The organism is Marinobacterium nitratireducens (genome assembly GCF_014645375.1).
Classification (GTDB): domain Bacteria; phylum Pseudomonadota; class Gammaproteobacteria; order Pseudomonadales; family Balneatricaceae; genus Marinobacterium_A; species Marinobacterium_A nitratireducens.
In genome coordinates this window covers 80,621-95,569 of sequence record NZ_BMLT01000007.1, presented here as the reverse complement: position 1 = coordinate 95,569, position 14,949 = coordinate 80,621, and the positions used below count along the sequence as shown (strand labels likewise).

The 14,949-nt window shown below is 61.9% G+C and carries 13 protein-coding genes; 5 read left to right on the top strand and 8 right to left on the bottom strand.

Going from position 1 to position 14,949, the window contains the following annotated elements; translation table 11 throughout:
* Positions 1-165: 165 nt before the first annotated feature.
* The 4 genes from IEX85_RS14485 to IEX85_RS14470 all read left to right on the top strand — a co-directional run bounded on the left by IEX85_RS14485 (position 166) and on the right by IEX85_RS14470 (position 3,785).
* Positions 166-1,290, top strand: a complete 1,125-nt coding sequence (locus IEX85_RS14485; RefSeq protein WP_229721935.1) for an acyl-CoA dehydrogenase family protein — start codon at positions 166-168, stop codon at positions 1,288-1,290.
* An 18-nt stretch (positions 1,291-1,308) separates the two neighbouring features.
* On the top strand, positions 1,309-2,076 hold the full coding sequence (locus IEX85_RS14480) for a 3-ketoacyl-ACP reductase (RefSeq protein ID WP_188861334.1): 768 nt from the start codon (positions 1,309-1,311) through the stop codon (positions 2,074-2,076).
* A 22-nt stretch (positions 2,077-2,098) separates the two neighbouring features.
* Complete coding sequence (locus IEX85_RS14475) at positions 2,099-2,944, top strand: sugar phosphate isomerase/epimerase family protein (RefSeq protein ID WP_188861333.1); 846 nt, start codon at positions 2,099-2,101, stop codon at positions 2,942-2,944.
* Between the two features lie 196 nt (positions 2,945-3,140).
* Positions 3,141-3,785, top strand: coding sequence for a TetR/AcrR family transcriptional regulator (locus IEX85_RS14470; protein WP_229721934.1), 645 nt, complete (start codon positions 3,141-3,143; stop codon positions 3,783-3,785).
* Between the two features lie 74 nt (positions 3,786-3,859).
* Here IEX85_RS14470 and IEX85_RS14465 read toward each other — a convergent pair whose 3' ends face one another.
* The 7 genes from IEX85_RS14465 to IEX85_RS14435 all read right to left on the bottom strand — a co-directional run bounded on the left by IEX85_RS14465 (position 3,860) and on the right by IEX85_RS14435 (position 12,391).
* Entirely contained in the window at positions 3,860-4,699 is an 840-nt protein-coding gene (locus IEX85_RS14465) for an aldo/keto reductase (RefSeq protein ID WP_188861331.1), read from the bottom strand.
* A 100-nt stretch (positions 4,700-4,799) separates the two neighbouring features.
* Positions 4,800-6,473 (bottom strand): electron transfer flavoprotein-ubiquinone oxidoreductase, encoded by a 1,674-nt coding sequence (locus tag IEX85_RS14460; protein ID WP_188861330.1) that lies wholly within the window; start codon positions 6,471-6,473, stop codon positions 4,800-4,802.
* 121 nt (positions 6,474-6,594) lie between these two features.
* Entirely contained in the window at positions 6,595-7,524 is a 930-nt protein-coding gene (locus IEX85_RS14455; protein WP_188861329.1) for an electron transfer flavoprotein subunit alpha/FixB family protein, read from the bottom strand.
* 1 nt (position 7,525) lies between these two features.
* Complete coding sequence (locus tag IEX85_RS14450) at positions 7,526-8,275, bottom strand: electron transfer flavoprotein subunit beta/FixA family protein (RefSeq protein WP_188861328.1); 750 nt, start codon at positions 8,273-8,275, stop codon at positions 7,526-7,528.
* A 205-nt stretch (positions 8,276-8,480) separates the two neighbouring features.
* Entirely contained in the window at positions 8,481-10,067 is a 1,587-nt protein-coding gene (locus IEX85_RS14445; RefSeq protein ID WP_188861327.1) for a GMC family oxidoreductase, read from the bottom strand.
* A gap of 22 nt (positions 10,068-10,089) precedes the next feature.
* Complete coding sequence (locus IEX85_RS14440) at positions 10,090-11,607, bottom strand: aldehyde dehydrogenase family protein (protein WP_188861326.1); 1,518 nt, start codon at positions 11,605-11,607, stop codon at positions 10,090-10,092.
* Positions 11,608-11,629: 22 nt separating this feature from the next.
* A complete protein-coding gene (locus IEX85_RS14435; protein WP_188861325.1) occupies positions 11,630-12,391 on the bottom strand; it encodes an enoyl-CoA hydratase/isomerase family protein in 762 nt (253 codons plus the stop codon).
* A gap of 165 nt (positions 12,392-12,556) precedes the next feature.
* Between IEX85_RS14435 and IEX85_RS14430 the strand changes: the two genes are divergently transcribed.
* Entirely contained in the window at positions 12,557-13,204 is a 648-nt protein-coding gene (locus tag IEX85_RS14430; protein ID WP_188861324.1) for a TetR/AcrR family transcriptional regulator, read from the top strand.
* A gap of 10 nt (positions 13,205-13,214) precedes the next feature.
* Here the strand turns inward: IEX85_RS14430 and IEX85_RS14425 are convergent, their stop codons facing one another.
* Complete coding sequence (locus IEX85_RS14425) at positions 13,215-14,732, bottom strand: CoA-transferase (RefSeq protein ID WP_188861323.1); 1,518 nt, start codon at positions 14,730-14,732, stop codon at positions 13,215-13,217.
* Positions 14,733-14,949: the final 217 nt, after the last annotated feature.

The following is a 14,949-nucleotide window of genomic DNA, read 5'->3' as shown; positions in this document are numbered from 1 at the left end:
CACGAGGATGGCGACGCCGGCCGACTCCTTTACTCGCCGGTACTTGACCGCTCGGTCGCTCATGTATAACCTAACCAGTTAGTTACTTATTGTCGTTTGTACAACCGCCCTGCACCATCGCGATCGCGGCCGGGCGCACCGAAAAAAAGAGGAAATCCTATGTATATGACCGAAATACATGCCCAGATCCGCGAAATGACCCGCAAATTCGCAGACGAGGTCATTCGTCCCGTTGCCGAAGAGCTGGACCGCGACGAGCGCTTCCCGGCCGAAATCTACAGCCAGATGGGCGAGCTTGGCCTGTTCGGCATCTCCATTCCGGAAGAGCACGGCGGTATCGGCCTCGATGCCGTGGCCTATGCCATCGTGATGGAGGAGCTGTCCCGCGGCTACGCGTCGGTCGCCGACCAGTGTGGTCTGGTGGAACTGCTCGCCACCCTGCTTTCGCAATATGGCAATCAGGAACAGCGCGACGCCTACCTCGGCAAACTGCTGCGCGCCGAGAGCCGCGGCGCCTACTGCATCACCGAAGCCGGCGCCGGTTCCGACGTTTCCGGCGTCAAGACCACCGCCACCCGCACCGAAGACGGCTGGCTGCTCAATGGCGCCAAGCTGTGGATCCATAACGCGCCGGTCGCCGATGTCGCCTTCGTCCTGACCCGTACCGACAAGGATGCAGGCCACCGGGGCATGAGCATCTTTATCGTCGACTGCAACCTCGAGGGCGTTTCCAAGGGCCCGAAAGAGCACAAGATGGGACAGCGCGCCTCCCAGGTGGGCGAGCTGCATTTCGACAATGTGAAATTGCCCGCCTCGGCGCTTCTGGGCGAGGAAAACCGCGGCTTCCACATGATGATGAGCGTACTCAACAAGGGCCGGGTCGGTATCGGCGCGCTGGCCGTGGGCATTGCCCGCGCCGGTCTCGAAGCGGCCGTCGACTACGCCAAGCAGCGCAAGCAGTTCGGCAAGAACATCGCCGAGTTCCAGGGCGTACAGTTCATGCTGGCCGACATGGCCAAGGACACCGAGGCTGCCCGCCTGCTGGTTCACAGTGCCGCCCACAAGATCGACAACGGCGAAGACGCGACCGCCGCCTGCTCGATGGCCAAGTGCTTCGCCGGCGATACCGCAGTCCAGCACAGCGCCAACGCCGTGCAGATCTTCGGCGGCAGCGGTTACATCCGTGGCTTCGAAGTCGAACGCCTGTACCGTGATGCCAAGATTACCCAGATCTACGAAGGCACCAACCAGGTGCAGCGCATGATCATATCCCGCCAGCTGCTGGCCTGATGACCGGAGATCACGATCATGACCAAACCTGTAGCTCTGGTCACCGGCGCATCCGGTGGTATCGGACAGGCCATCGCCATGGCGCTGGGACAGGCCGGTTTCAACGTCGCGCTCAACGCCCTTCCCGGTGACGAAGCCCTCGAAAGCGCTGCCCGGGCCGTCCGGGAAACCGGCGCCGAAACGCTGACCGTACCCGGCAACATTGCCGACCTCGACAGCCACGACGCCATGCTGGAGCGGGTTCAGACCCGCTTCGGCCGCCTGGACTGCCTGGTCAACAATGCCGGCGTCTCGGTGCTGTCCCGCGGCGACCTGCTGGACGTCTCGGTCGAGAGCTTCGACCGCTGCCACGCGGTCAACACCCGCGGCACCTTCTTCCTGACCCAGAATGCCGCGCGGCGCATGCTGGCGGCAAAGGCGGGCCAGCAGCACCGCTCGATCATCAACATCACCTCATCCAATGCCGTGGCGGTATCGGTGGCACGGGGCGAATACTGCATGTCGAAGGCCGCCTTCTCAATGGGCAGCCGCCTGTTCGCCCAGCGCCTGGCCGCGGCCGAGATCGGGGTGTACGAGATCCAGCCCGGATTGATCGAAACGTCGATGACGGCCCCCTCCAAGCCCCGATACGACGCTCTGATCGAACAGGGCCTGACCTCGATCCCGCGCTGGGGCCAGCCCGAGGAAGTCGCCAGAGTCGCCGTATCCATGGCCAGTGGCGCCCTGCCCTACACCGTCGGGCAGGAAGTCCGGGTCGACGGTGGCCTCATGACCCCAAAATTCTGACCGAACGGGAGGCAACACCGGCATGAGAGATCTCAAGGGTCGCCTGGACCTGCTATCCATCAATACGGCCACTTTCGGTTACCAGACCGGACTGGATGAAACCGTCGAACTGCTGGCACGCCAGGGTGTCGGCGGGATTGCGCCCTGGCGAAAGGAAGTGGAGGCGCTGGGCGCCGACCGGGCGGCCCGGCTGATACGCGACGCCGGTCTCAAGGTTAGTGGCTACTGCCGTACCAGCTATTTCCCGGCGGCTACCCGAGCGCTGCGTAAGGCTGCCATCGACGACAACCTGAAAGCCCTGGAGGATGCGGCGACCCTCGGCGCCAGTTGCTATGTAGCGGTTGTCGGCAGCATCGGCAGCGATAACCCGAGCCTTGCCGATGCCCGCCAGCAAACGCTGGAAGGCCTGCTCAAGCTGGCCGAACGGGCCCGTGAGCTCAAGGTGCCGATCGCGCTCGAGCCGCTGCATCCGATGTACGCGGGCGATCGCAGTTGCCTTTGTACGCTGGCGCAGGCGCTGGACTGGTGCGACATCATCGATGCCGAGCAGCCAGGTTCGGTGGGCGTCGCTGCCGACGTCTACCACCTCTGGTGGGACCCGGCGCTGGAAACGCAACTGGCCAGGGCCGGGGAACGGTTGCTGGCCTATCACGTTTCGGATTGGCTGGTACCCACCGAAGACCTGTTGACCGACCGCGGAATGATGGGTGACGGAGTCATCGAGCTGCCGGCCATTCGCAACCAGGTCGAGAAGGCCGGTTATACCGGGCTGGTCGAGGTAGAAATCTTCTCCAGCAAGAACTGGTGGCAAAAGCCACCCGAGGAAACACTGCAGGTCTGCATGGAACGCTTCCAGACCTCTGTCTGATAGGCGGTTGAAATGCTCTCTGCGTTGCCGTTTCAGCGTTAAGAGCGATTTTCAACGGCCTGCCAAGCCGCCAGGTGCCGAGCCATGGCCGGCACCACAAGTAACCAACTATACAGTTACTTAACGGCAGGTTACAATGGTCGACTCCATCGGCCATTGCCTGCCGAGCCCAGCAACTCGATGTCGGAGCGGAGCCTTGGACAAAATTGCCACACAAAGTCCCCGCCAGAAGCGGGACCCGGAAGAAACCCGCAAACGCATTCTCAAGGCGGCGAAAAAAGAGTTTGCCCAGCTCGGTCTCGCAGGCGCACGGGTCGACACCATCGCCGATCGTGCCAAGGCCAACAAACGCATGATCTATCACTATTTCGGCAACAAGGAAGATTTGTTCCAGGCGGTGATAGAGGAAGCCTACCTGGATATTCGCGCCGCCGAGCGAAAGCTCAAACTCGAGCTGCTCGAACCCGTCGAGGCGATCAAGGCACTGGTGCGCTTTTCCTGGGATTACTACCTGAAAAACCCCGAGTTTCTCGCGCTGGTCAACAGCGAAAACCTGCACCGCGCACGCCATCTCAAGAAGGCGCAGACGATCATCGAGGTTCACGGGCGCTTCATCGGCATGGTCGAGGAAATCCTGCAGCGCGGCGTCGGACAGGGTGTATTTCGTCCCGACGTGGACCCGGTCCAGCTGGTGATCACCATCGCCGGCATCAGCTACTACTATCAGACCAACCGCTATACCGGCTCGATCATCTTTCAGCGGGACCTGATGTCGGACGAAGCCCGGGAAGAACGCCTGAACTTCAATATCGATACGATTCTGCGGCTGCTGCGCCCCTGAGCCTGGTCACTTTGGCGGCTCAGCTACCAAAGTCCCCGGGCCCAGTGCTCACCACTTGAGAGCCTGCCCGGCCCTTACTCCTTATCACCCTCCGCCGGACCGTCCCACTCCGGTGCCCATTGCGCAGGCGACACCAGGCGCCGATGCGCCTGACGCAAGGCACCTATGGCCTTCATTTCATCGTCCGACAACTCGAAGTCGAAAACGTCGAGGTTGCCCCGTGCATTCTCCAGCCTGGTCGACATCGCGATCGCCGCGACCCCTTGCTGGATGATCCAGCGCAATGCGACCTGGGCAACCGATTTGCCATAAACCCTGGCGATGGACTGCAGCGTCCGGTCTTCCATAAAAGCGCCCCGGGCCAGAGCGCAATAAGCGCTGAGGATGACACCCTGTTCGCGGCAAAGCCGCTGCAGCGGACGCTGATCGATCAGCGGGTGAAACTCGACCTGGTTGGTGGCGATTTCACCCGGCAGCAAACGCCCCGCCTCTCGCAACTGCGCACAGGTAAAGTTGCTGACGCCTATATGCTGTGAATACCCTCGACTCCTGGCTTCAGCCAGCAGCTCCAGCGTCTGGCCCAGCGCACGCTCGCGACTGGGCCAGTGCAACAACAGATAATCGACCGAGTCGATCCCGAGATCTTCGAGACTGCGCTCGACCGACGGCAGAAAGCGCTCAGGATCCATATTCGACGGGTCGACCTTGGTCGTCACCATCACTTCGTCCAGTGCCAGTCCGCAAGACCGCAGTGCCTGGCCCACGGCCTTCTCATTGCCGTACATCTGGGCGGTATCGATATGGCGATAGCCAAGCCCGATAGCCATTTCGACCGCCTGCTGCGCTTCACTGCCTTGCAGCGGGTAGGTACCGAAGCCTATCGCGGGTATCCGTGTCTTGCCGATATGATGCATATCTTGCCTCTCTGCTGCTCTGTCACTGGACGAAAGCCCCGCGGACACGGGGCTTGAAGCTGTTTCTGTTAACTCCAAACTGTTAACTCAAGACTGGCTTTTACATGTTCGGATAATTCGGACCGCCGCCGCCTTCGGGCACGACCCAGGTGATATTCTGCGACGGGTCTTTAATGTCGCAGGTCTTGCAGTGGACGCAATTCTGGGTGTTGATCTGGAAACACTTGCCCTGCTCGTCCTCGACCACTTCGTAAACGCCGGCCGGGCAGTAGCGCTGCGCCGGTTCTGCCCACTTCGGCAGGTTGGTCGACAGCGGAATCTGCACGTCCTTCAGCTGCAGGTGGCTCGGCTGATCCTCTTCGTGGTTGGTGTTCGACAGGAACACCGAGGACAGCTTATCGAAGCTCAGCTTGCCGTCCGGCTTCGGGTATTCGATCTGCTTGCACTCGGACGCGGGCTTGAGCTCGGCGTAGTCCTTGCGGGTATCGTGCAGCGTCACCGGGATCTTGCCGCCGAAGAGGTTCTGGTCGACGAAGTTGAAGGCGCCACCGAGAATGGTGCCGAACTTGTGCATCGCCGGGCCGAAGTTGCGGCTGCGGAACAGATCGTCGTAGAGCCAGGAGGCCTTGAATTTCTCGGTAAAGGCATTCAGGTCCTTGCCGCCCTCGTCTCCTGCTGCCAGGGATTCGAACACCGCCTCGGCGGCGATCATGCCGGATTTCATCGCGGTGTGGGTGCCCTTGATCTTGGAGAAGTTCAGGGTACCGGCGTCACAGCCAAGCAGCAGCGCGCCGGGCATGGTCATCTTCGGCAGCGAGTTGAAGCCGCCCTTGGCGATGGCACGGGCGCCGTAGGACACACGCTTGCCGCCTTCGAGATACTGCTTGATCAGCGGGTGGTGCTTCATGCGCTGGAACTCGTCGAACGGGCTCAGCCAGGGGTTCGAGTAGTTGAGGTCGATGATCAGACCCACCACCACCTGGTTGTCTTCGGCGTGGTACAGGAAGAAGCCACCGTTGGTGCCCTTCTGCCCGTCACCGGATAAGGGCCAGCCGGCACCGTGCAGCACCAGGCCCGGCTTGTGCTTGGCCGGGTCGATGTCCCAGAGTTCCTTGATGCCTAACCCAAAGTGCTGCGGATCGGAATCCTTGTCCAGCGCGAATTTTTCGATCAGCTGCTTGCCCAGATGGCCGCGGCAGCCTTCGGTGAACAGGGTGTACTTGGCGTGCAGTTCCATGCCCGGCATGTAGTTCGGACCCTGCTCGCCGCTGTGAGTGATTCCCATGTCGCCGGTGGCAATACCCTTCACACTTCCCTTGAGAGGGCCGTCGTCGTGGTAGAGCACTTCGGCGGCGGCAAAGCCCGGAAAGACCTCGACGCCCAGCTCTTCGGCACGCTCGCCGAGCCAGCGGCAGAGGTTGCCGAGGCTGGCCACGTAGTTACCTTCGTTGTGCATCGTCTTCGGCGCCAGGCCGTTGGGAATACGACGAGCGTTCTCGGCGTCCTTGAGCAGATAGATCTGATCCTCGGTCACCGCGGTCTTCAACGGCGCACCCTGCCCGGCCCAGTCCGGGAAGAGTTCGTTGAGCGCCCGCGGCTCAATGACGGCACCGGACAGAATATGGGCACCGACTTCGGAGCCTTTCTCGACGACGCAGACCGTCAGTTCCTGCTCAGCGGCCTGGGCCTGTTGCATCAGGCGGCAGGCGGCCGACAGACCGGCAGGGCCGGCACCGACGATGACGACATCGAACTCCATTGATTCGCGAACCATTATCAGCAACCTCCTCAAACTAAAAAAAAGCCCCAGGCGAACCTGGGGCAAAAGAGCCGCCTTCCGAGAATACCTGTTGGAGAAGTGCGGCAGTGCCAGACCTGTACTTCCGGCAACCCTCTTACAGCTTGCCTTCCAACTCGGGAACGGCTTCGAAGAGATCCGCGACCAGGCCGTAATCGGCTACCTGGAAGATCGGGGCTTCTTCGTCCTTGTTGATCGCGACGATCACCTTGGAGTCCTTCATGCCGGCCAGGTGCTGGATGGCACCGGAGATACCGACGGCAATGTAGAGCTCCGGCGCGACGATCTTGCCGGTCTGACCGACCTGCATGTCGTTCGGCACGAAGCCGGCGTCGACGGCGGCACGGGACGCACCGACGGCGGCGCCCAGTTTGTCGGCAACCTTCTCGATCAGCGCGAAGTTCTCGCCGTTGCCCATACCGCGGCCACCGGAGATGACGACGCGTGCAGCGGTCAGTTCCGGACGCTCGGATACGGCGACTTCTTCGCCCACGAAGCGGGACTTGCCAGCGTCGTGTGCGGCGCCAACCGCTTCAACGGAAGCCGAACCGCCTTCAGCGGCAGCGGCATCGAACGCGGTACCGCGAACGGTGATGACCTTGATCGCATCGAGCGACTTCACGGTGGCAATGGCGTTGCCGGCGTAGATCGGGCGCTTGAAGGTATCGGCACCTTCAACGGCGACGATCTCGGAGATCTGACCCACGTCCAGCAGCGCAGCGACGCGCGGCAGCAGGTTCTTGCCGGTAGTGGTGGCCGGCGCCAGGATGTGGCTGAAGTCCTTGCCGAGCTCTGCGACCAGCGGTGCGACGTTTTCCGCCAGCTGGTGACCGTAGGCGGCGTTGTCCGCCAGCAGTACCTTGGCGACACCGGCAACCTTGGCGGCTTCGTCGGCCACGGCCTGGCAGCCTTCACCCGCAACCAGCACGGCGACATCGCCACCGATCTGAGCGGCTGCGGACACGGCGTGGAGGGTAGCGCCTTTCAGGGTGGCGTTATCGTGTTCTGCAACAATCAGGATGGCCATCTCAGATCACCTTCGCTTCGTTTTTCAGTTTCTCGACCAGCTCCTCGACCGAAGCCACCTTGATACCGCCCGCGCGCTCGGCCGGCGGCTCGACTTTCAGCAGTTCGGTGTGAGCGCGCAGCTCGACACCCAGGTCTGCCGGGGTCTTGACGTCCAGCGGCTTCTTCTTCGCCTTCATGATGTTCGGCAGCGAAGCGTAGCGCGGCTCGTTCAGACGCAGGTCGGTGGTGACGATGGCCGGCAGTTTCAGGCCAACGGTCTGCAGGCCGCCGTCGACTTCGCGGGTCACCAGCACTTCTTCGCCCTCGACCTTGACTTCGGAGGCGAAGGTGCCCTGACCCATGCCGGTCAGCGCCGCCAGCATCTGGCCGGACTGGTTGTTGTCGGAGTCGATCGCCTGCTTGCCGAGAATGACCAGGCCCGGCTTCTCGTCTTCGACGATCTTGGCCAGCAGCTTGGCGACGGAGAGGGATTCCGGCATCGCGTCGGTTTCGATCTGGATGCCGCGGTCGGCGCCCAGTGCCAGCGCGGTGCGGATCTGCTCCTGAACCGCTTTAGGGCCGATGGAGACGACGACGACCTCGGAGGCGATACCCGCTTCCTTCAGGCGCACGGCTTCTTCGACGGCGATTTCACAGAAGGGGTTCAGCGCCATTTTGACGTTGGTCAGATCCACGTCGGTCTGATCCGCCTTGACGCGGACCTTGACGTTGTAGTCGAGCACACGCTTGACCGTTACCAGTACTTTCATTGCCACTTCCCGAAGTTGAATGAATTTACATCTACACAACAATAAGTAACTAACTGGTTAGTATGCTAGCAACAAGATCGAAAGATGGCAACAACTTGTAATGATCACTTTCACGCCCGCCATCACCAAAGCCCGACAGAATAAAAAAACGCCCGGTTCGCGAACGAGCCGGGCGCAAAAAATGAAACAGGACAAGCTTAAAGCGCTACACGGCCGCGCGAATCAGGTCGCTGGCCTTTTCGCCGATCATGATGCTCGGCGCATTGGTGTTGGAGCTGACCAGGCTCGGCATTACCGACGAGTCCGCTACCCGGAGACCCTCGATGCCCCGAACGCGAAGCTCGGGATCGACCACCGCCATCTCGTCCACGCCCATCTTGCAGGTGCCGACCGGGTGGTAGCAGGTGCGTCCGTACTGCCGGATGTAGTTCTCATAATCCTTGTCGCTACGGAGATCCTGACCCGGCATGTGTTCGCCGCGGATAAAGGGAGCGAAGGCGCTTTGCGCCATGATGTCCCGCATTTGCTTCACGCCCTGCACCGACATCTGCAGATCGTAGGGGTCGGCCAGGTAGTTCGGATCGACCACCGGCGCAGCGGTCGGATCGGTGCTGCTCAGCGTCACCGATCCGCGGCTGCGGGGCCTCAGGAAATAACTGTTCATCGTCACACCGGCGCCGGACGGCACCGCCGGTATACCCTCTTCGACACCCGCACCGGCCAGGAAATGGAACTGGGTGTCGACCGTTTTCGAGGCCTTGTCGGCAAACCAGAAGGCACCGCCCTCGACGATATTCGAGGCAACAGGGCCTTTTCGGAACAGCATGTATTCCAGACCCGCCCACAGCATCCAGTGCGGCTTGGCATACTTGTCGAAGCTGTACTGACCGTTCAGCTCGTAGATGATGTCGGTGCCGAAATGGTCCTGCAGGTTCTGCCCCACGCCCGCAAGATCGGCGCGTACTTCGATACCGCGGGAGCGCAGGTGATCGGCCGGACCGATGCCGGACAGCATCAGCAGCTTGGGCGAACCGATGGCACCGGCTGCCACTATAACCTCCCGGGACGCCCGCACCTGCTCCACCTGCCCCTTGCGCTCGAACTCGACGCCAACCGCCCTGCCATTCTCGAGCAGAATCCGGGTGGTTTTGCACTCGGGCCAGATATCCAGGTTCTGACGCTTGCCGGTCCCGTTGAGGTAGCCGACCGCCGCCGAACAGCGACGCGCGTTACGCGTTGTGGTCTGGTACAGGCCGCAGCCATCCTGGCGTGCGCCATTGAAATCCGGGTTATAGGGCAGTCCGGCCTGCTGGCAGGCCTGCACGAAAACCTTGCTCATGCGGTTCGGACTGATGGGACTCGAAACCCCCAGCGGACCGCCGGTACCATGGTACTCGTCGGCAAAGATTTCGTTGTCTTCCGATCGCTTGAAATAAGGCATCACCTCATCGTAGGACCAGCCATCGCAACCCTCAGCCCCGGCCCAGCGATCGTAATCCTCCCGCGCACCGCGGGTGAAGACCTCGGCGTTTATCGAGCCGCCGCCGCCGAGCACCCGGGCCTGCGCGAACGGAATTTCCCGATTGTTGACATGGCGCTGCGGCGCCGTCTTCAGCCCCCATGTCAGCGGGCCACCGGTCATCTTGAAGAAGCCGACGGGAATGTGAATGTAGGGGTTGCGGTCCTTCGGCCCCGCCTCCAGCAGCAACACGCGGGCATCCTGCATCTCGCTCAAACGTGCGGCCAGCACGCACCCGGACGACCCGCCGCCAACGATGATGTAATCGTACATAGCAAACTCCACCCTACTTTCGTTAATCGGCGAGCCACTTGGCCCGCTTGCCCAGATGAATGTGCACCGCTTTCACCTCGGTGTACTCGTCCAGGCCGTAGGTGCCGGTCTCGCGGCCGTAACCCGACTCCTTGCAGCCACCGACCGGCAGCTCTGGACCACCGCTGATGGTGGTGTTGACCCACAGCCGCCCGGCCTTCAGATCACGGAAACCGCGAATGGCATTGTCCAGGTTGGAGGTCCAGACGCTCGCGGCGAGCCCGAAGCAGGAGTCGTTGGCAATGCGGATGGCTTCATCATAAGTATCGAACGGTGTGACGCAGAGTACAGGGCCGAAAATCTCTTCGCGGAAAATCGACATATCGGCGTCGACACCATCGAAGATCGTCGGCTGAATGAACAGTCCCGGTTTCTCGCCAAGGGCCTCGCCACCGGTCAGCAACCTGCCCCCCTCGTCCCGCCCCAGACCGATATAGCGCATGATGGTCGCATACTGGCGCTCGTCGATGATGGCACCGACCTGGGTTTCGTCGTTCAGCGGATCGCCGATCTTCACCTTCGCCGCGCGCTCGAGCAAGCGCTCGCAGAACTCGGCATGGATGGAGCGCTCGACGATCAGGCGGCTGCCACTGACGCAGCATTGGCCGCCGTTGAACAGCAGGCCGAACAGGGTGCCATCGAGCGCGGCATCGATATCGGCATCGGCGAACACCACCTGCGGATTCTTGCCGCCCAGTTCCAGCCCGAGCTTCTTGATGTTGGCAGCGGATGCCGCGATGGTGGACTGACCGACGGCTGTCGAGCCGGTGAACGACACCATATCGACCGCCGGATGCTCGGTCAGCGCCTGGCCGATCACCGAGCCGGGGCCGGTCACGACGTTGAAGGCGCCGTCCGGCAGACCGGCTTCCTTGAGCAACCCGGCCATCATCAGCGTGGTGCCGGAGGTGATTTCGGCGGCCTTGGCGACAATCGTGCAGCCCGACGCCAGCACGAAGGGGTAACGCTCGGAAGCGATAAAGAACGGGAAATTCCAGGGCGTGATCACGCCAACGACCCCGACCGGCTCGCGGGTCACCAGACCGAGCATCGAGTCGCCCAGATTATTGAAACTCTCGCCGTGGATGGCCCGCGCCATGCCGGCGGCATACTCCCAGCAACCGGCGGCGCCGAGAACTTCTCCACGCGACTGCTGAATCGACTTGCCGGTTTCCAGCGTTTCGACCAGCGCCAGCTGCTCGGCGTTCTCGCGAATCAGATTCGCCGCCTTCAGCAGCACGGCGGCGCGCTCGGCACCGCTGATACGCGACCAGACACCGGAGTCGAAGGCTCTGCGCGCGGCCGATACAGCGTTTTCGACGTCGGCCTTGCCACCGCGCGGATACTCGCTGACCGGGATGCCGTGAGCCGGGCTGTTGCGTACAAAAGTGCTCTCTGCACTGCCGTCGGTCCATTGCCCGTCGATAAACATGCGGTAACGCGTAGCGGTCTTGGGCAATCTTGGATCGGCCATGTTGACCGGGACAAAGTTGAAGCTCATAGGTGCGATCTCCGTACTGTTGTTATGTAAACTTCGGGGCGCGTTTTTGGCGAAAGGCTTCGATTCCCTCCTGACCATCCGCGGAACCCCGGCAAACCGTTGCGGCCAGCTCGTGCACCGGTGCAAAGCTGTTGGCGCTACTCATTGCGCCGAATACCTGCTTGGCTGCGGCCATGGCCGTACCGGAACGGCGCCCGAGGCGCCCGGCCCAGGCGTAAAGCGCCTGCTCCAGGTCCTGTGGCGGCACGACCTCGGACACCAGCCCGGACTCCAGCAGCGTCGCGGCATCCAGCAGCTCGCCCGACAGCACCAGGCTGCGCGCCCGCGCGATGCCCAGACCCTCGGCTAGGCGGGCGCAGCCGGTCCAGCCGGGAATCGCCCCTATCGAGGTTTCGGGAAAGCCGAATTCGACATCCTCGGTGGCGATGCGGATGTCCGCCGCCAGCGCCAGCTCGGCGCCACCGCCCAGCGCGCGCCCCCGCAGGCCGCATACGACCGGTACCGGCAACTCGGCCAGACGCTGAAACACGCGATTGCCCTGCCGGATCCAACGGTGCCCCATCGCCTGCGCATCCAGATCACCCCAGTCGTCGATATCGGCGCCGGACGAGAAAAAGCGTTCTCCCTCCGCACTGATCAGAACCACCCGTACCTGCGGGTTCGTTTCGATGTGACCCAGCGCCTGGTTCAGCTGCTCCAGCATCGATGCAGTCAGCGCATTGCAACGCCCGGCCCGGCGAATCTCCAGCCGGGCGATACAATCCGCTACCTCGAATACAATCACACCATCACCATAAGTAACTATCTGGTTAGTATACTATCACGAGTTTTCAGAGGTCTCCAGCCTGCCGTGCGGAAGATTTCGCCAGAGCGATAACCTTGCAAAACCGCCACAAGAACGGTATCAAGCATGCTTTGAACCACGAGCTGAAGGGACAGAATCACAACCATGGCGACGGACACTCCAGCAGCTAAATCGAGATCCCGGGACCCGGAAGCGACGCAGAAACGCATCCTTCAGGCGGCCAAGAAGGAATTTTCCATAAAAGGCTTCGGCGGTGCCCGCATTGACGAAGTGGCCGATCGCGCGAAATCGAACAAGCGCATGATTTACCACTACTTCGGCAATAAGGAGGAGCTGTTCCAGAAAGTCATCGAAGATGCTTATCTGGATATCCGGACCGCCGAAAAAAAGCTCAACCTGGAGCAGCTTCCGCCGCGCGAGGCAATCGAAAAGCTGGTGCGCTTTACCTGGGAGTACTACCTGAAGAACCCCGAGTTTCTGACCCTGGTCAACAGCGAGAACCTGCACCGGGCCAAGCACCTGAAGAACTCCCAGGTCATCCGCGAGGCCCACAGCAATATGGTCAGCATGGTGGGCGACATTCTCGACCGGGGCGCGCAGGAAGGTATTTTCAGGGCCGATGTCGACCCGGTTCAGCTCAACATCACCATTGCGGCCGTCGGTTACTATTACCTGACCAACCGCTTTACCGGATCCATCATCTACGACCGCGACCTGATGGACCCGGCGGCGCTCGAAGCACGCCTGCAGTTCAATATCGATACCGTACTGCGTTCACTGCGGCCCGACTGAGGCGGGCGTCTCAGCAACCTGCGAGCGCAATCTCGGCGACGTCCCGCACCAGCGGTCGGAACGCCATGCGCTCGATGACATCCCGCTGCACATCGACGCCCTTTACCACCGCCACCAGCTCCACGCCTTCTCCGGTCAGGCGGAATATGGCCCGCTCGGTCACGTAGAACACCTCCTGCTCGCGCCGGATTGCCTCGGCGCCGCTAAAGGTGACATGCCGTACCTGGTCCACCAGCTTGGGAATCTCCCCCATCGAGTTGAACCTCAGCGCACCGTTTTCAACGGCGACATCCAGCCCCTTGGCTTCGAAGCTGCCGCAGAACACGACCTTGCGGGCGCCCTGGGTGATCTCCACGAAACCACCCGGGCCGACCACAGACGCGCCCAGCTGGGAGACGTTGACGTTGCCCTGCGCATCCATCTCGCCCATACCGAGAAAGGCGATATCGAGACCGCCACCGGCGAAGAAATCGAACTGTTCCAGCGAGCTGACGATCGCCTGCGGATATCGGGCGGCACCGAAGAGCGCACCATCGAGCAGCTCGCCGTTGTGGATGCCCTGCTCGACCATCTCCCAGCAGTTACTGATCACCTGAGGGTCGCTGACCGCCGAAATACCACCGGGAATACCGAAGCCATAATTCACGGTCATCCCCGCTTTCAACTCCCGCGCCGCCAGGCTGGCGATAATACGGCGTATCCCGCTCGGTCCCTCCTTGCGCTCGGCACGACCCTTCGGCAGCGCCTGGCCCGAAATGGCCGGGTCATATTCACCGGCGTAGCTCTGGCGCTGTTCGGGGTGATGCACCAGCACATTGACCATAACGCCGGGGATTGTCACCTGGCGCGCCGGCACGAAGGGACCGTTCTGTATCTCCTTGACCTGGCCGATCACGAAGCCACCGCAGTTATGCGCGGCCAGCGCCACGGCATAGGCATCCATGTCGGCCGGCTCGTCGGCGGTGGATATATTGCCGTGCAGATCGGCACGGGAGCCGCGAACGATGCCGACATCGACCCTGATCGGCTTATAGCGCAGATAGGGACGACCATCGAGCTCGATGCGCTCGACTATATCTTCGCTCGCGGCAGGACCGACTTTTCCGCCGCCGTGCTCCGGATCGGCAAAGGTCCCCAGTCCGATCGGCGTGATCACGCCCGGGCGCCCGGCACCGACTTCGCGCAACAGCGTTGAGATAACACCGGCAGGCAGTGTGTAGGCTTCGATTTCACCCTCCCGCGCCATGCGCTGGAGCTCGGGCGCCCAGGACCAGTGACCGCCGATGATGCGCTTTACCATCCCCTTCTGGGCGAAGTGGCCCAGACCGCCGCCCTTGCCGTCACCGATACCCAGCGCATGGACCAGGGTCAGGTCGCGCGGGTGGCCTGTACGGCGAAAACGCTCGGCCAGCGCCGCAAATACCAGATCTGCCTCGAGCAACCCGCCGCCCGAGCCGGTCAGCGCGATGGTCGCGCCATCGGGAATACGGGCAACCGCCTCGTCCACGTTCAACTGCTTGGTCTTCATTTCTTATGCCTCCGTAACTGAGCCAGGACCGCTGCGACCCAACAGTCATCGCACGCCGATCAATACAGCAGCAGATTACTAACTGGTTAGTTACTTTGTCAACCGGAAAGAAATGTTACGCAGAAAAGGGATCCCGGACGCGGAGACAATGACAGGCCTGGAAGAAGCACCGCTGCTCTGCCAGTCCCGCCAGCACGCAACAGGTATCTATCTCCTT